This window comes from Acinetobacter lactucae, assembly GCF_013344765.1.
Taxonomy (GTDB): domain Bacteria; phylum Pseudomonadota; class Gammaproteobacteria; order Pseudomonadales; family Moraxellaceae; genus Acinetobacter; species Acinetobacter lactucae_A.
The window spans coordinates 1-17160 of sequence record NZ_JABVBF010000064.1 but is presented as its reverse complement, the minus strand read 5'-3'; the positions used below and the strand labels follow the sequence as shown (position 1 = coordinate 17160).

The 17160-nt window shown below is 38.4% G+C and carries 21 protein-coding genes and 1 tRNA gene; 3 read left to right on the top strand and 19 right to left on the bottom strand.

The window, feature by feature from the left end:
- The coding region (locus HUN22_RS08600) for a GFA family protein (protein WP_174728120.1) at positions 1-270 on the bottom strand (270 nt) is incomplete at its 3' end.
- A gap of 184 nt (positions 271-454) precedes the next feature.
- Here HUN22_RS08600 and HUN22_RS08595 point away from each other — a divergent pair.
- Entirely contained in the window at positions 455-892 is a 438-nt protein-coding gene (locus tag HUN22_RS08595) for a PaaI family thioesterase (RefSeq protein WP_174728117.1), read from the top strand.
- A 15-nt stretch (positions 893-907) separates the two neighbouring features.
- Here HUN22_RS08595 and HUN22_RS08590 read toward each other — a convergent pair whose 3' ends face one another.
- Both HUN22_RS08590 and HUN22_RS08585 read right to left on the bottom strand, forming a co-directional pair.
- Complete coding sequence (locus tag HUN22_RS08590; protein WP_174728113.1) at positions 908-1339, bottom strand: hypothetical protein; 432 nt, start codon at positions 1337-1339, stop codon at positions 908-910.
- 41 nt (positions 1340-1380) lie between these two features.
- Positions 1381-1527: a hypothetical protein gene (locus tag HUN22_RS08585; RefSeq protein ID WP_174728126.1), complete on the bottom strand. Its 147-nt coding sequence runs from the start codon at positions 1525-1527 to the stop codon at positions 1381-1383.
- A gap of 46 nt (positions 1528-1573) precedes the next feature.
- On the opposite strand from HUN22_RS08585, the gene HUN22_RS08580 reads away from it, so the two are divergent.
- Positions 1574-1649: transfer RNA gene (locus HUN22_RS08580), tRNA-Asn, on the top strand.
- A 168-nt stretch (positions 1650-1817) separates the two neighbouring features.
- On the opposite strand, the gene HUN22_RS08575 is transcribed toward HUN22_RS08580, so the two are convergent.
- The 12 genes from HUN22_RS08575 to HUN22_RS08520 form a co-directional block, all read right to left on the bottom strand.
- Positions 1818-2576, bottom strand: a complete 759-nt coding sequence (locus HUN22_RS08575; RefSeq protein ID WP_174728110.1) for an SDR family oxidoreductase — start codon at positions 2574-2576, stop codon at positions 1818-1820.
- A 274-nt stretch (positions 2577-2850) separates the two neighbouring features.
- Entirely contained in the window at positions 2851-3495 is a 645-nt protein-coding gene (locus HUN22_RS08570; RefSeq protein WP_174728107.1) for a tRNA-(ms[2]io[6]A)-hydroxylase, read from the bottom strand.
- A 6-nt stretch (positions 3496-3501) separates the two neighbouring features.
- Positions 3502-4227 carry a pyridoxine 5'-phosphate synthase gene (gene pdxJ, locus HUN22_RS08565; RefSeq protein WP_174728104.1) on the bottom strand — a complete coding sequence of 242 codons (726 nt, stop codon included), beginning with the start codon at positions 4225-4227 and terminating at the stop codon, positions 3502-3504.
- A 13-nt stretch (positions 4228-4240) separates the two neighbouring features.
- Positions 4241-4954, bottom strand: coding sequence for a DNA repair protein RecO (gene recO / locus HUN22_RS08560; protein WP_174728101.1), 714 nt, complete (start codon positions 4952-4954; stop codon positions 4241-4243).
- Positions 4955-4963: 9 nt separating this feature from the next.
- Positions 4964-5167 (bottom strand): NF038104 family lipoprotein, encoded by a 204-nt coding sequence (locus HUN22_RS08555; RefSeq protein WP_174728098.1) that lies wholly within the window; start codon positions 5165-5167, stop codon positions 4964-4966.
- Positions 5168-5184: 17 nt separating this feature from the next.
- A complete protein-coding gene (era, locus tag HUN22_RS08550) occupies positions 5185-6207 on the bottom strand; it encodes a GTPase Era (protein ID WP_079381034.1) in 1023 nt (340 codons plus the stop codon).
- Between the two features lie 11 nt (positions 6208-6218).
- Positions 6219-6911 (bottom strand): ribonuclease III, encoded by a 693-nt coding sequence (gene rnc / locus HUN22_RS08545; protein ID WP_005067830.1) that lies wholly within the window; start codon positions 6909-6911, stop codon positions 6219-6221.
- Positions 6883-7257 (bottom strand): DUF4845 domain-containing protein, encoded by a 375-nt coding sequence (locus HUN22_RS08540; RefSeq protein ID WP_032055219.1) that lies wholly within the window; start codon positions 7255-7257, stop codon positions 6883-6885. The genes rnc and HUN22_RS08540 overlap by 29 nt, the downstream gene beginning before the upstream one ends.
- 24 nt (positions 7258-7281) lie before the next feature.
- The gene (gene lepB, locus HUN22_RS08535; protein WP_005067825.1) at positions 7282-8109 is read right to left on the bottom strand and encodes a signal peptidase I; all 828 of its coding nucleotides are present in this window, start codon (positions 8107-8109) and stop codon (positions 7282-7284) included.
- 73 nt (positions 8110-8182) lie between these two features.
- Positions 8183-10000 (bottom strand): translation elongation factor 4, encoded by a 1818-nt coding sequence (gene lepA / locus HUN22_RS08530; RefSeq protein WP_174728095.1) that lies wholly within the window; start codon positions 9998-10000, stop codon positions 8183-8185.
- A 175-nt stretch (positions 10001-10175) separates the two neighbouring features.
- Positions 10176-10628 carry an acyl-CoA thioesterase gene (locus tag HUN22_RS08525; RefSeq protein WP_174728092.1) on the bottom strand — a complete coding sequence of 151 codons (453 nt, stop codon included), beginning with the start codon at positions 10626-10628 and terminating at the stop codon, positions 10176-10178.
- Positions 10629-10749: 121 nt separating this feature from the next.
- Positions 10750-12126: a Do family serine endopeptidase gene (locus HUN22_RS08520; RefSeq protein WP_217485497.1), complete on the bottom strand. Its 1377-nt coding sequence runs from the start codon at positions 12124-12126 to the stop codon at positions 10750-10752.
- Positions 12127-12356: 230 nt separating this feature from the next.
- Between HUN22_RS08520 and nadB the strand changes: the two genes are divergently transcribed.
- The gene (nadB, locus tag HUN22_RS08515) at positions 12357-14000 is read left to right on the top strand and encodes an L-aspartate oxidase (protein ID WP_174728089.1); all 1644 of its coding nucleotides are present in this window, start codon (positions 12357-12359) and stop codon (positions 13998-14000) included.
- Positions 14001-14061: 61 nt separating this feature from the next.
- On the opposite strand, the gene HUN22_RS08510 is transcribed toward nadB, so the two are convergent.
- The 4 genes from HUN22_RS08510 to pabC all read right to left on the bottom strand — a co-directional run bounded on the left by HUN22_RS08510 (position 14062) and on the right by pabC (position 17109).
- Positions 14062-14478 (bottom strand): PaaI family thioesterase, encoded by a 417-nt coding sequence (locus HUN22_RS08510; protein ID WP_016146122.1) that lies wholly within the window; start codon positions 14476-14478, stop codon positions 14062-14064.
- A gap of 137 nt (positions 14479-14615) precedes the next feature.
- Complete coding sequence (gene tmk / locus HUN22_RS08505; RefSeq protein WP_057106502.1) at positions 14616-15215, bottom strand: dTMP kinase; 600 nt, start codon at positions 15213-15215, stop codon at positions 14616-14618.
- A 9-nt stretch (positions 15216-15224) separates the two neighbouring features.
- Positions 15225-16295, bottom strand: a complete 1071-nt coding sequence (gene mltG, locus HUN22_RS08500; RefSeq protein WP_174728086.1) for an endolytic transglycosylase MltG — start codon at positions 16293-16295, stop codon at positions 15225-15227.
- Between the two features lies 1 nt (position 16296).
- Positions 16297-17109, bottom strand: a complete 813-nt coding sequence (gene pabC / locus HUN22_RS08495) for an aminodeoxychorismate lyase (protein ID WP_174728083.1) — start codon at positions 17107-17109, stop codon at positions 16297-16299.
- Positions 17110-17160: the final 51 nt, after the last annotated feature.

Genomic DNA, 17160 nt, shown 5'->3' with positions numbered 1-17160 from the left:
TACATTGATATTGCAGTAATTTTGATCTTTTGTTCTCCAAAAAATTGTTGTTCCGCAAGCATTACAAAAACCTCTTTCACCCCATTCAGAAGAGTTAAATACGCTAAGATATTTTTGCTGATTAAATTTAAGACTACCTTTGACAGCATCAATCGTCATAATGACACCACTCGTTTGTCGACGACACATTGAACAATGACAAACATGTACATCATGATTTTTTAATTCAACTTCAAAAGTTGTTTCACCACACAGGCATTCACCGTTCATTATTATTTTCCACACTAAATTTATATTTTTAGAGTTATAAAGTATTCTGCTGAACCAAAATTTACAAGTTTATAAACTATAACTGAACTTACCACTTCATTTTCCCAACTTGACAATAGTACTTTTACATCATAATTTAAATACAAGTTCCATTTAAGAACTTATAAAATTAAAGGACTCAAAAATGAAAAATCCGATGGAAATGACTGGCCTTGAATTTTTACAAGCCATGATTGAAGGCCATATTCCACCTGCCAGCATTAGTAAAACGATACCTATGCAACCTACTGAAATTTCAGAAGGATCTGTTACTTTTAAAGCCCAAGCAGATCATAACCATCTAAATCCACTCGGTGGCGTGCATGGTGGTTTTGCTGCCACAGTCCTAGATTCAGTAACTGGCTGTGCAATACATACGATGTTACCTGCGGGTGTAGGCTATGGCACAATCGACCTTAACGTAAAAATGTGCCGTCCCATTCCAAAAAACCTTCCTTTAATTGCGACAGGCAAAGTCATTAATTTAAGTAAAAATTTAGGTATTTCTGAAGGAAAGATTATTGATGAGGAAGGCAAACTGTATGCCTATGCAACAGCAACTTGCATGATTATTCGCCCATAATGATTAAAGGCAGCCTTAAATCGCTGCCTTTTTTATTGAGTCATCTGAATTATCTGGACGTTCACAAGTTTGTGCAATCACATACGGTGCCCAAATATTTTTAAGTTGAAGTTCTATAATTTCTTGATGCTCGGCAGACCAAGCTAAAATTTTATTTTTACCCAACAGTAACTCACCTTCCAATTGGAAAATATATAAATCCTTAGAAGAATTTAATTGATGCGAGCTTTTTAAAACTTTAAGTGAATTATGCACATTCCATTTAGAACTAAACCAAAGCTGCAATAAATCGCCTAAATACAAATCCTGTTTTTTGAAAGGATAAGCATTAATCCATGCACCTTCTACAGGTGTGTAATAAGATTCTGATTGATTTAAGATATTCAGATAATTGTGTTGATAGAAATCAAAATTTGAAAAAATAGAAGTGATCGTAAGCGTGTTCATACTTATCTCCGATTTAGCCATTTTAGTGCTGGCAAGTTGGTTTAAATCCACACTGTTTGGATTTCTCCAAACGCTTCTTCTTGTTTGAATCTAGCAATTGATTTTTTAAAGCGCAAGTAATTTCTTAACTCACGACTCAACTGATCAAATAAAAAGCATACGACACAAAAATGAAGTAAACATGACAATTTAGACTTGACCCTTCTCAAAATCTCCTTATAATCGCATGCAGATTCTCCCATAGCTCAGTCGGTAGAGCGACGGACTGTTAATCCGCAGGTCCCTGGTTCGAGCCCAGGTGGGAGAGCCAAATACTAAAAAGCCCGCAGCATTAAAGCGGGCTTTTTTTTGCCATAAATTTATCAATAACTATAAAAAATCCTCTATCTACTGATAGAGGATTTAATTTTTTCTTAGAGTCTTTGTTAGATTTAACGCTCTAACCTAACTCTAAAGAATATATTTTCTTATCAAATTATTATTCCACTTCAACCACTTTTAAAGGATTAAAAGATTGAGTGGTCGGCATCATTTCAATACGATTAATATTAATATGTGGAGGTTGTGAAGCAACCCACGCTACCGTATTTGCAATATCTTCCGGCAAGAGTGGATTCTTTTTATCATATAGGCTATTCACTTTGTCCTGATCACCTTTAAAACGTACTAAAGAGAACTCTGTACCTCCACACAACCCTGGTTCAATATTTGTCACTCGAATACCTGTACCAGCTAGATCAGCACGAAGGTTTAAACTAAATTGTTCCACAAATGCTTTGGTTGCCCCATACACATTGCCCCCAGGATATGGATATGTACCTGCAATCGAACCCATATTAATAATTAAACCTGATTTTTTCTTCACCATGCTTGGTAAAATTAGTCTGGTAACAGTAACAAGCCCTTTAACATTGGTATCAATCATGGTGTACCAATCATCTAGATCTGATTTATCTGCTGATTCCAACCCCAACGCCAATCCAGCATTATTCACTAATAAATCAATTTGACTGATTTGAAATTCGGCTGGTAAATCAAGCAATACTTTATTTATATTTTCTGCTGTATCTGTCATATCAAATACGAGCGGATAGAATTTTTCACCGAGTTCTTGTTGTAATTCTTTTAACTTTTCTGCTCGTCTTCCACATCCAATAACGTTATAACCTGACTCAATCAGCTTTTTTGAAATGCTATAACCAAAACCTGCCGAGGCACCTGTAACTAATGCTAACATTCTTATATCCTTAGAAATGATCAACTATTTCAGTTGAACTCATGATGAACATATCAGCCTTTATATTTACACAATATTTATTATTAGCCTAAAAAAATAAAAGTTTTTTAAAAAATTTTAAGAAAAATTAAAATCTATAAAAAATATATTTATTAAATAATTATATGCATTAAAAAACTAACAGCAGACGTGTCTAGAGCCGAAGAGATAATGCTTATCTAATAAAAAAAAGTTTACCGTGAAAGGTAAACTTTTTTACTTGAGGCATCCAAGACTAAGCAGGAATACCACTATGAAAACGGAAAGTATCATCTGGTGTTAAAATCAAATTCTTTTCAACCTCACGAATATGATCAATTCGCTGCTGAATATCTTCTTTAGGATCTTTCATTTTTGCAGTTTTTGCCACATCAAGCGCAAGGGCTAGATAGTCTTCAAAATGACGAGATTCTGATTTAAGCAAGTACCGATAATAACGTCCTAACTCATCATCTACACGCGGAGCAAGTGCATAAAAACGTTCACATGAACGAGCCTCTACAAATGCACCAATGACGAGTACATCAATTAAAGCTTCAGGCTCATACGTACGAATCTCTTTACGTAATCCCCCTGCATAACGCCCGGCACTTAAACCAGTCCACTCTTGACCACGCTTAGCCATAAGCTCAAGTACTTGTTCGTAGTGAAGCATTTCTTCACGTACAAGTTGAGCAAGCTTTATTTGCAAGTCAGGAAAAAAGCTATAGCGGAACATTAAGTTCATTGCCGTACTAGCAGCTTTCTTTTCACAATTAGCATGATCTTGCATCAAGATATCTAAATTATTGACTGCTTCATCCAACCATGCATTTGGTGTTTGACAGCCTAAAAAGGCCACCACAGGTTGCATTAACTCATCGTAATTGATACTCGACATAACCAACTATCCTGCTGCCTGAATCGCTGTTTTCATATCTTTAACAGCTTGAACCAGACCTACAAAAACACTTTCAGCAATAATTGAGTGCCCAATGTTTAATTCATGAATTTGGGGAATAGCTGCAATTGGCGCAATATTTTTAAGGTTAAGGCCGTGACCAGCATTTACAACTAAACCTTTTGAAGCTGCGTATTCAACACCTTTGATAATACGCGCCAATTCAGCTTGTTGATCTTGCTCTGTTTCCGCATCTGCATATGCACCCGTGTGCAACTCAATCGTAGGTGCGCCACATGCAACTGCTGCATCAATTTGAGCTAAATCAGCATCAATAAATAATGATACGTCACAACCAAGAGCCGCTAAGGCTTGAGTTGCCGCTTTAACTTTTTCAAAGTTACCAACGACGTCCAAACCACCTTCAGTAGTTACTTCTTGACGTCTTTCAGGAACAAAACATACGTGCTGCGGCTGAATTTCTTTCGCAAACTCGACCATTTCATCAGTAACAGCCAACTCTAGATTCATACGCGTTTTTAATAATGGACGCATACGACGTACATCGTCATCTTGAATATGGCGACGGTCTTCACGCAAATGCAAAGTAATCCCCTCTGCACCAGCTTGCTCACAAATAAGAGCAGCTTCTACAGGATCTGGATAAGTAGTACCGCGCGCCTGTCTCAAAGTAGCAACATGGTCTATGTTTACACCAAGCAATGCAGCCATAAATAAATCCTAATTACGATTGAGTTTGAGTATTTTGAATCCACAATTGTCGACTTTTTAGGGGACGATCTCCTAAAAGCGATGTAATCATTTGCCGGTATAGTTTACCTAATAATTGCAATTGTTCGTGAGAAAAATCCTGGCCTTCTTCATAATCCAACATAGATAAAATTGCTTTACCTGACAATGAAGAACGGCTTGCCTGAACAACCGGTGCAAAACCTTCGGTCACTTGGAATTGATAAAACTGGTGAGCCTGTATTGGCTGTTGTTGAGTATCAATTGAGAAATCAATCGCGTAACCAAGCTCAGGAAGTAAAATATGTTCGAATTGACGCAAAATCTGTCTCAAAAAAAGATCAGGTTTTTCGTGCGAAGATAATTGCTGTAATTGAAGTAGAGTTAACTGATATTGTTCAAAAGTTTGTGGCATTGCCTCTTCTAATGGGCAAAGTCTAAGAACAATTTCATTTAAATAAAATCCGGCAAAAAAAGCATCACCAAAAAAGAAAACTGGCTGATTTAATATTTCGAGCTTAGTAAAATTCTTTAGTTCACTTTTACCCGTGGCTTGTAGTCGAATAGGCTGATATTGAGGGGGCGGAGTCTGTCTTAAAATACCATCGACTCGCCCATATTCCTGAGTAAAAAGATGCACAATATGACTTTTTTCACGGTACTTACGGTGATGAATCATATATCCATGGAGGAGTTCATTACGCATCATAAAAAGAATCTATTCCTCAGATTCTTTTTCTTTTTTATCATCCTCATCATCACCGTCAGGAATAACAGCACCTACAACAGCTGCCGTACCTTTAACTACACCTTTAGTAGTTTTATAGGCGATACCTACTGGTACGGTTACAAGCTTATATACACAACCTTGTAATATCAATGTACATCCAACTATAGCAATTAACGATGTAATTGTTTTCATACCAGCATCCTTATCCTTTAGATATCACTATATCCTAAGCTTTTTAGAGCACGCTCATCATCAGACCAACCACCCTTCACTTTTACCCAAAGTGTGAGCATAATTTTTTGCTCAAACATTTTTTCCATGTCTTTTCGGGCATCCATACCAATCGTTTTAAGCTTTGCACCTTTTTCACCAATCACAATGGCTTTTTGACCAGCGCGATCTACAAAAATCGTTGCATCGATATAGGTACAAGCTGGTTTTAAACGACCAGTTTTTTCATTAACAGTCGCCTCTTCCGTTTTAAAAGATTCAATTTGTACTGTTAAATCATAAGGAAGCTCTTCACCCAACTGACGCATAATTTTTTCGCGGATGATTTCACTTGCCAAGAAGCGTTCAGAGCGGTCAGTGATCTGATCAAATGAATACAATGGTGGTTGATAAGGAAGATACTTCTCAATCGTTTCACTTAAGTGTTCCAAATTTGCACCACGCAAAGCAGAAACAGGAACAATCTCAGCAAAATTCATAAGTTTGGCACGCTCTTGAATGAGAGGAAGAATCTCTCTTTTATCTTCAAACGTATCGGCCTTATTAATGACTAAAATAACCGGCATTTCAGCATTCTTGAGTTTCTCAAGTACTAAATCGTCGTTTTGAGTCCACTTATAAGCATCAATAACAAATAAAACTAAGTTAACGTCACGTAATGCAGAGTGTGCTGCACGGTTCATCATTTTATTAATAGCGCGCACTTCTTTTTTATGCATACCCGGGGTATCTACATATACCGCCTGCATTTTTTCACGTGAATCGATACCAATAATTTTATGACGTGTTGTTTGGGGTTTACGTGAAGTAATAGAAAGTTTTTGACCCAATAAATGGTTCATGAGGGTAGATTTACCCACATTTGGACGTCCCACAATCGCCACAAATCCGCTCTTAAAATCCGAAGGGATTGTTACGCCTTTGGAACTAAAAAATTGATCAATCAGATTATTAGGATCTTGGTTTTCATTTGAATCTGGATTGATTTGATCAGAATGCATCGACATGCAGGTTATTGCTCCAATAACTTTAAAATTTCCGCCGCTGCTGCCTGCTCGGCAAAACGACGACTTGAACCCTCACCATAAATCTTCGGTAAACCATCTACCACACATTCAACTTTAAAGTGCTGATGAGGCGCATCACCCTGAATATCTACAACCTCGTAAACAGGGAGAGGTTTTTTACGTGCTTGTAGATACTCTTGTAAACGTGATTTCGGATCTTTGAGTTGATCCGTAGGTTCTATATGGTCTAAATAGGGTATGTACCATTTTAGCACAATATCTTTAAGTAAGTTGAGATCACCACTATCAAGATAAATTGCACCAATAATCGCTTCTACCGTATCTGCTAATATTGACTCACGATGATGACCACCAGATTTCAACTCGCCTGTACTTAATATTAAACACCGACTAAGTTGCAAATCGGTTGCAATCTTACCTAAAGCTTCCTGACGAACTAAAGTCGCACGCATACGCGTGAGTCGACCTTCATTTTCATTTGGATAGGCATGATATAGATAATTGGCAATAATCATGCCTAATAATGAATCGCCCAGAAATTCTAAACGCTCGTAATTGTATTTATGACTCACCGAACGATGAGTCAAAGCTAACTGTAACAATTCAAGCTGTTTAAATTGATATCCGATTCGACTCAGTAAGCGCGGATCACTTAGTTTGAACTGATGTTTTATCAAAACTCTTCTCAAATGTTAAAACTAAATCAATATTAAATAAGAAAGGTTTTCTTACTTCATATTTCTTTTTGACCGTTAGACCTGACTGATTAAACACCTGAGCGATCTCTTTAAAGTGGAGATCACGAATATTGTTCATTTCGAGTCGCTGATCCATTTGTGTTACAAATTTTTGTGGTGTGATCTCAGAAGAGCTTTCTTGTAAAAGCTCTTCTATCTGATTATTAATCAGTCGATCATCCCAATATGCTGGCCAAACTGCAAGTACAGCTTTTACTGCAACTGCAAATATAACCACCCCAAATAAAATTGCTAAATACGAAGTACCCTGTTGTGCCTTACGCATTTCTTTTTTTCCTAATGGTTGTTTTTAATCTATTTTTCCATTTCGGCTAAAGTTAGGAAGATGTAAGCCCGGTTCTTTATGCATCCACACATAGAATGCTCGTCCTGTTAAGTTTTCTTCAGGCACAAAACCCCAGAAACGACTGTCTGCACTTTGATCGCGGTTATCACCCATTGCAAAGTAATGTCCTTTTGGTACAGTCACTTCCCAATATAAACCGTCTTGGTTCGCATATTTACCATTTTCAACATAGTTGATAAACGGTGCTTGGCGCGCCACATTTACGCCTTCAAGCTCACGCATCGTAAAGGTATGCTCACCAATCGTCTCTTTATGATAAATAGACGTTGGCGTATCCATCACATCTTTTTCACGACTGAACTGAGTTAATACTTTTGGTACTTTTTGCCCATTAATAATCAATTGCCCATGGTCATAAACAATATGATCACCAGGTAAACCAATTACACGTTTAATATAGCTAATTGTTGGTTGAGGTGGATAACGGAATACAATTACATCACCACGCTTCGGTTCGCCTACATCAATAATTTTCTTATTAACGATAGGTAAACGCACACCATAATCAAATTTGTTAACCAAAATAAAATCACCAGTTTCTAAAGTTGGTACCATAGAATCCGATGGAATATTAAATGGTTCATAAAGAAATGAACGGAGCACAAGTACTACAGCTAAAACCGGCCAAAAGTCATAGGCCCATGTAATGACAAAATTTTCGTTCCCGCGCCCTTTATTTGCACGCTGTTTTAATACAAGTTTATCTAACAACCACACTGCAAATAGAATCAGCGTAACCGGAACAAGAATTAAATTAAAATCAAAATCCACATGACCTCACTCGCAGCCTCGCTGCTTGTATTACAGTGGGAAAGGAAATTAATCACTTCCCCACCATTATTTCTTATCTTTCTACTTTCAATACAGCCAAGAACGCTTCTTGTGGAATTTCAACACTTCCCACTTGTTTCATACGTTTCTTACCTTCTTTTTGTTTAGAAAGTAGTTTTTTCTTACGCGAAACGTCACCACCATAACATTTTGCCAATACGTTTTTACGCATCGCTTTTACGGTAGAACGGGCAATAATTTGCGCACCGATTGCTGCCTGAATGGCAACATCGAACATTTGGCGAGGAATTAAGTCTTTCATTTTCTCAACCAATGCAATACCACGATGGCGTGCATCATTACGGTGGCAAATCATAGCCAAGGCATCAACCTTTTCGCTATTAATTAACACATCAACCTTAACTAAAGATGAACTTTCAAAACGTACAAAGTTATAGTCTAGCGATGCGAAGCCACGAGAGCATGACTTTAATCTATCAAAGAAATCCATAACGACTTCAGCCATCGGGATTTCAAAAGTAATAGAAACTTGGTTACCCAAGAATTTCATATCTTTTTGTACACCACGACGTTCGATACATAGCGTCATTACGTTCCCTAAATATTCTTGAGGAACAAGAATATGACATTCAGCAATTGGTTCACGCAAATCTTCTACAGTCGATCCATCCGGCATTTTTGATGGGCTATCGATGTAAATCGTTTCGCCTTTCTTGGTTAATGCTTCATAAATTACGGTAGGTGCAGAACTAATGAGATCAAGATCGTACTCACGCTCTAAACGCTCTTGTACAATTTCCATGTGCAGCATACCTAAGAAGCCACAGCGGAAACCAAAGCCTAAAGCATCTGAACTTTCTGGTTCAAAGAATAAAGCCGAGTCATTGATCTGTAATTTTTGTAATGCTTCACGGAATGGTTCAAAGTCACTCGCATCAATCGGGAAAAGACCAGCATATACTTGCGGTTTAACCTTTTTGAAACCCGGTAAAGTTGCAACGTCTGGTGTAGAAGCAAGAGTAATGGTGTCACCTACTGGCGCACCAAAAATGTCTTTAATACCCGCGATAACGAAACCTACTTCACCAGCTTCAAGAATATCTGTTTCAGTATGTTTAGGGTTAAATACACCTACAGAAGTTACTGGATGAGTTTGTCCTGTCGATTTAACCAACATTTTGTCGCCCTTACGGATACGACCTTGTTTAATACGAACAAGAGAAACTACACCTAAGTAGTTATCAAACCATGAGTCGATAATTAATGCTTGTAATGGAGCTTCACGATCGCCTTCTGGCGCCGGAATAACATCGACCAAACGTTCGAGTACACCTTCAACACCTAAGCCAGTCTTTGCTGAACAAGTTGGTGCATCTGTCGCTTCAATCCCGATAATTTCTTCAATTTCATGAATTACGCGCTCAGGTTCAGCCTGTGGTAAATCAATTTTATTTAGAATAGGAAGAACTTCGAGACCTTGTTCAATTGCTGTATAACAGTTTGCAACTGATTGAGCTTCAACGCCTTGTGCAGCATCTACAACCAATAGTGCACCTTCACACGCAGCTAATGAACGAGAAACTTCATACGAGAAGTCAACGTGCCCAGGCGTATCAATAAAGTTCAGTTGATATTCCTGACCATTTGGATGAGTGTAATACAGCGTGACGGAAGCGGCTTTAATGGTAATCCCACGTTCACGCTCAAGCTCCATTGAGTCCAAGACTTGAGCTTGCATTTCACGATCTTGAAGACCGCCACACATCTGAATAAAACGGTCAGCCAATGTAGACTTACCATGGTCAATGTGGGCAATAATCGAGAAATTTCGTATATTTTTGATATCGACGGATTTTTTAGCTTGCGCCATGGGTTACCTTGAGAAAATATAGAGTGCTATGTAGCTTGCTTTAATACACAGCCAAAGCGGTTAAATAAATTGCGTGAGATTATAACAGATGCATATTTTAAAGTATCCAAAATAATCATGAGCTTTGTACTTATGTTTTAAAAAAGGACAGTCAAAGTAAGCGTATGTCTTCAAATTATCGAGCATACGAAAAGGTAAAATCGTAAGGGTTTATGCTTGAGTCAAGCGGCTTGTATGCATGGGTAAAAGTTGGCGACATTCGTTTTGGACGCCCTGTAGCAATTTCAATACATGCCCATTTGGTATTTCCAACAAATAATACGGCCTGATCTGAGGGACGAAAAAATACATACTGGCGGAAAGAATAAAGAGCGTTGATATCATCTAACCATGTGCGTAATACAATTTGTTCGCCTTCAAATGCGGCTTTACGATATTGCACATGATGCTCAACCGCGACCATTGCATGTTTTAACTCGAGGTATTTAGTTACCCCGACTCCTAAGGTTTCAACATGAGCAGCAGCTACATCTTGCATCCACTGTACATACATCACATTATTCACATGCCCTAACGCATCAATGTGATGTGGCTGCACCTGAATATCTAAATCAAAAATACTACTCACAAATGAATACTCTTATTTATTAAATTTAAAACTGAAATAAGTGTAGGTAGATATTAATAAACGCTCAAGTTAAATAACAAAAACCACCCATTTTAGGGTGGTTTATTGATTTGGTTGAGGTTTATTGAATACGTAAACCAAGCATTGCGCGTTGTCCCTGACGAATAATCGCAACACGTGCTACCGTATTTTTTTGTAAGTTAGAAACAACTTTTGCAAAGTCCTGACTATTTAAAATCTGGTTATTGTTGACTTGAATAATCACATCTCCTGGAATGATATTCGACAACGATGCCAAACCACCACGGCGAACATCTTGTACATAGATACCGCCTTTCACGTTCAACGCATTTTTTTCTGGTTCAGCTAGATCACGAATACTCATGCCTAGAACAGGTCCTTTAGATGCAGCACCTTGTGTACCAGTGGCAGGTGTTTCATCTGGTGCAGTTGTTAAGGTTGCTGAAATATTACGTGTTTTATCATCACGTAATACTTCAAACTGAACGGTTTGATTTGGTTGTACTTTGTTTAATGCATACAGTAAATCACTCGTACGGAGTACAGGCGCACCGTTTAGTTTTAAAATCACATCTCCGGCTCTAAGTCCTGCTTTTTGTGCAGGTGAGTTCGGAGAAATTTGGGTAATTAAAGCACCTTCAGGTTTTGGTAATTTGTAAGCATCAGCTAGGTTTCGGTCAATATCTTGCATCATCACCCCAAGATAAGAGCGTGTGACTTTACCTTTTGTTTTAAGCTGGTCGGCAACATCCATTGCTACATCAATCGGAATAGAGAAAGACAAGCCCATATAGCCGCCAGTACCACTAAATATTCGAGAGTTGACCCCGACCACTTCACCATTTTGATTAAACAATGGACCACCAGAGTTACCTGGGTTTAAAGCCACGTCAGTTTGAATAAAGGGCACCGAAGTTTCACCGCTCATGTTTCGTGATTTTGCACTGACAATACCGGCCGAAGCTGAGTAATCAAATCCAAACGGTGAACCAATTGCTAAAACAGGTTCTCCGACACGTAAACGATCAACATTTCCAACTCGTAAAGCTGGATAGTTAGTTCCATTGACCTTTAACAAAGCAACGTCTGTACGCTCATCACTACCCACTACCGTTGCATCAATTTCACGACGGTCATTTAAAGTGATACTGATACGAGAGGCATTTTCAATCACATGGTGGTTTGTTAGTAAGTAACCATCTTTACTAATGAAGAACGCGCTTCCATAAGCTGTCTTTTCTTGTGGACCTTGTTGTTGCGGAATGATGACCTGATTACCAAAGAAACGTTTCAAAATTTCAGGTACTTGCTGCTGCAACAGTTCATCCTGAGTCATTTTTTTTACGACGTTCACACTTACGACTGCTGGACTAACTTGTTCAACGAGGTTTGAAAAATCAACAGCAGCATTTGCCTGAACAGCAGCAACTGTAAATACCGCTGCATACATTCCTTGTTGTAAATAGCGAGATTTCATTCGGTGCTCACCCACAATTGGTCTACGAGAATAAGGATAAAACTGTTGTATCACAACGCTTTGAGGTTGTGCGTAACAATATGTTTATTTGTAATACATCATCACAAGAATTATTTTACGCATTGCAACTTTTTAAGCCAATTGCAATTTTTCTCTGAGTTAGAGCGCTTAAGCTCTTGCCTTTTTAGGGAAAAAGCGGTGTCATTAGCGGACGTTTTAAATTGATGCGAATGGACATGCCTAATTTACAGACAATTCACCACTTTGACGTGATTATTGTGGGCAGCGGCGGCGCTGGTTTAAGTCTGGCTTTATCGTTACCAAATCATTTTAATATTGCAGTTTTAGCCAAAGCGGCTTTAACCGAAGCAAGTACCTTCTATGCTCAAGGTGGTGTTGCTGCTGTTCTTGACGAAACTGACTCTATTCAACAGCATATTAATGACACTATGATTGCAGGCGCTCATTTATGTGAGATGGATGCGGTACAACATACCGTAGAAGGCGGCCGCCCTTCTGTTGATTTTCTTTTAAAGCAAGGCGTGCAATTTACCTTAGATGAAGATGAGCAACTTCACTTAACTCGCGAAGGTGGCCACTCGCAGCGTCGCATTATCCATTCTGCTGATGCAACAGGTAAAGCCATTTCAACCACTTTGGTTGAACGTGCTAAAGAACGTAAAAATATTACTATTTTTGAAAACTATATTGCGATTGATTTAATTACAACACATAAACTAGGTCATATCGGTCAAGCGAATCGTGCCATTGGTTTATATGCATTAGATGAAAATACTGAAAAGGTTCATACCTTCCTTGCACCATTCACTGCACTGGCTTGCGGCGGTGCGATGAAAGCTTATCTGTACACATCTAATCCAGATATTGCTACGGGTGATGGCATTGCCATGGCTTACCGTGCAGGTTGCCGTGTAGCTAATATGGAATTTAATCAGTTCCACCCAACATGTCTTTATCACCCTCAAGCACGCTCATTTTTAATTACCGAAGCTATGCGTGGTGAAGGTGCTTATTTGCGCTTGCCGGATGGTGAACGCTTTATGCTACGTTTTGATGATCGTGCAGAATTAGCTCCTCGCGATATTGTGGCACGTACAATTGACCATGAAATCAAGCGTCTCGGTATTCGTCATGTCTGGTTAGACATTACCCACAAATCACCAGAGTTTATTAAAGAACACTTCCCTACACTCTATGCAAGATTGCTTGAGTTAGGTATCGACATTACCAAAGATATGATTCCAGTGGTGCCAGCAGCCCACTATACATGTGGTGGTGTTGTAGTTGACTCAAATAGCCAGACGGATATTGAAGGTCTCTATGCGATTGGTGAAACGTCATATACTGGCTTACATGGTGCAAACCGTATGGCGAGCAACTCATTACTTGAATGCTTCGTCTATGGCATGAGTGCAGCAAAAGACATCGAAAGTAAATTTGATAAAAATTTAAAACTACCAGAAGTGCCAAGTTGGGATGATTCTCAAGTCACCAATCCAGATGAGGATGTGGTGATTTTACAAAACTGGGATGAGTTACGTTCAACCATGTGGAACTATGTTGGTATTGTCAGAACTACAAAACGTTTAGAACGTGCTTTACACCGTATAGAAATGTTAAAGCGTGAAATCACTGAATATTATCAAGACTATCGTGTTAGCAAAAACCTGATCGAGCTGCGTAACCTTGTTTTAGTATCTGAAATGATTGTGCGCTGTGCCATGCAACGTAAAGAATCACGTGGCCTACATTACACTCTAGATTATCCGGAAACTTCGAGTGAGATTCGTAAAACCGTTTTAACTCCTCCAAATTTTGCGGTAGAACAGCCCCTAGTTAATACTGATATTTAAGCTATTCTTCTACTCTACAAAAAAGTACAGCTCTGGCTGTGCTTTTTATTTGGTTTGATATTTATGATCGAGGTGGGATTGAATAAGTCGCGGTCACATGCGCAACGGGTTCATCCAAACCGACTGAATAAATCCAGACTTCCCCAACAACCAAGCTCTTTCCGACCTTCATGAGTTTACATTCACTACGTAAGTCTTGATCACCCGCGGGTTTTCTTAAAAAATTAATATTAAAGTTGGTCGTCACAGCTAAACCAACAATACCGATCTCACCTAATATCGCAATATATAAAGCAAAGTCGGCTAAAGTCATCATGGTTGGACCAGATATGGTGCCACCGGGACGTTGATGTCTTTGATCAACGTGATAATAAACAACTGCTGCTTTGGGTGTGACTGATTCAATCGTGCAATGTTCAAGACTGGGTGGAAATTCCTTTTCAAGAAATGCCACGATTTCTTCTTTTGAACTTTTCATCCTTGTTATTCTTCAATCTATAAAATCATATGTAAGATAGCATAAGAAAATAGCAGATCTTTTCTATGACGTTTTAAATCAGAATTAACGTCATTTTTAACCACTCCCATTTTTATAAGAGTGGCTTATTCAATTGCTTATCCTAAATATTGCAATGCCTGTTCGAACACCTGATCAGGACTTTGAGTTGCATCTATTCGCTTAATACGTTCTGGTTCAGCTTTCCATAAGGTTTCATAGCCTTCACGAACCTTAGTAAAGAAACTTAACTTTTCTTGTTCAAAACGGTCTAATGCCCCACGTTCACGCGCACGGTTCATACCAAGTTCAATCGGTGCATCTAACCAGAAAGTCACCTCAGGCATGCGCGAAACAAAGTTCTGATTTAAAAGCTGTAGTTTATCTTGACTTAAACCACGACCAGAACATTGATAAGCAAAACTTGCATCGGTAAAACGGTCACTTAATACAATTTTATTAGATTCTAGAGCCGGCAAAATAACCTGTTGTAAATGTTGAGCACGTGCCGCATAAATGAGTAGTAACTCGGTATCATGACTCATATTTTCATCATGATTGACTGCCAAAAGCATTGAACGGATTTGTTCTGCTAACGGCGTACCACCCGGTTCACGAGTTAAAACAACTTGTTTGCCTTGCTCTTCAAAATGCTGATGAATTTTTCGAATGAGTGTAGTTTTACCTACCCCTTCCGTGCCTTCAAAGCTAATAAACATCTCTTTTCCTTATTTCTTCGATCTCAACACGGATAAATAATCCTGCACAGCTTGATTATGTGCTTGCAAGCTTGCCGTAAATTTATGTCCACCATTACCAGTCGCCACAAAATAGATGTTATTTGAATCATCTGGATGTAACGCTGCTTCAATTGCTTTTTGGCTTGGCAAAGCAATTGGAGTCGGCGGTAAACCATTAATGGTATAAGTATTATATGGCGTTGGAGTACGCAGGTCTTCTCGGGTAATGTTGCCTTTATAGTTATTACCCATTCCGTAAATAACAGTTGGATCCGTTTGTAAACGCATACCGAGTTTTAAACGGCGGACAAAAACGCCAGAAACTTGTGTAAGTTCACTGTCTAAACTTGTTTCTTTCTCAACAATAGAAGCCATAATTAATGCTTCATATTTATCTTTATAAGGTAAATTCGTTGCGCGATTTGCCCAAGCTGCATCTAGAGCTTTTATTTGACGATGATATAAATCGGTAAGAATTTTCTTGTCAGTCTCGCCTTTGGCAAAGAAATAAGTATTCGGCGCGAACAAGCCTTCTGGATGATCGTAAGGAATCCCAAGCGCTTTCATAAGTTGATCATTAGGCAAATCTAATATTGTATTTTTTACGTTTTTATCATTTTTTAATGCAGTAATAAGCTGCTTAAAAGTTGTGCCTTCAATCACCAAAACACGGTTCATCTGAGCATTATCAGCGTCAGATAACATCTCTAACACTTGTCTTACGCTCATTCCTTGTTCAATTTCATAAACACCAGCTTTCATGCTGTCATGAATCATAAACTTTTGATAAAGCTTCAATATGATAGGAAAGCTAACTTTGCCTTCTTTTGCCAAACGATCAATAAAACCAGAATAAGTTTCTCCAGATGTAATAGATAACATCTGTTTTTTGCCTTCAATTGGATAAGCTTTAAATAGACTCGACCATAAAATAGCAAAAGCAGAAATTAAGACAATAAACAGGCCAATTAAAACCAGTCGCTTAGAAAATTTTGGAGCTTGTTTCTTGTTATTTTTCTTGGCGTTTTTTGCTTTCGCATTCAAAGGTGGCTTCGGCATATTAATGAATCTGATTTAAGTTAAGGATATGAAATAAATCTATGCATGCCTGTGTATCTAGCGTTTTCTCGCCTAAATGAGTGACCACTCGCATAGGGTTTAAAGCATTACAAAAGAATAGACTTTGTATTTCAGATACTTCATCTAACTCTATTACACGCACTTCACAGGCAATACCATGGTGCTGCATACGCGCTAAAATTTCCGCCCGCATTACACCGTGGACGCCATTATAGCGAAGTTCAGGAGTAATCCATCTATCATTTAAACGAATAAAACAATTACTACTGACTCCTTCAACAATATAACCTTGTACATCAGTAACTAATGCTTCAGCCCACCCGAGTTGATCTGCTTCTTTTTTTAGCAATACCTGTTCAAGGCGGTTTAAAGATTTAAGCCCAACCAAGCTTGGCATGCTTAAACCTAGGGCCTGATTTAAAACACCACACTGGATAGAGTCAGGCACAAACGGCTCTAAAGCTTTTGGATAAAACCAGATATAAATATCTGCTTCATGCTTTGGCAAACTATAACCGCGGTCACCTATCCCACGACTAATCACAATTTTTAAAGTGCCGTTGAGGACAAGGTTTTGCTTTTGTATTTGCTGCAAACTCTGTTCGATTAATTCAAAATCCGCAGTTAAAGATAGTTTTCGACATGCAAGTTTTAGACGTTCCCAGTGCCTTTCTTTAAGCTCAATGTGATTTTGAAAAACACGAATTGTGGTAAAGCATCCATCTCCATAATGAAAGGCTCGATCTAATAAAGGAATAGTCTCAACGGGTTGCCCATTTTTAAAACACCACATGTTTGTTCCATCCTTTGCTAAAAGCCACACAACAATACAACACCTTTCATT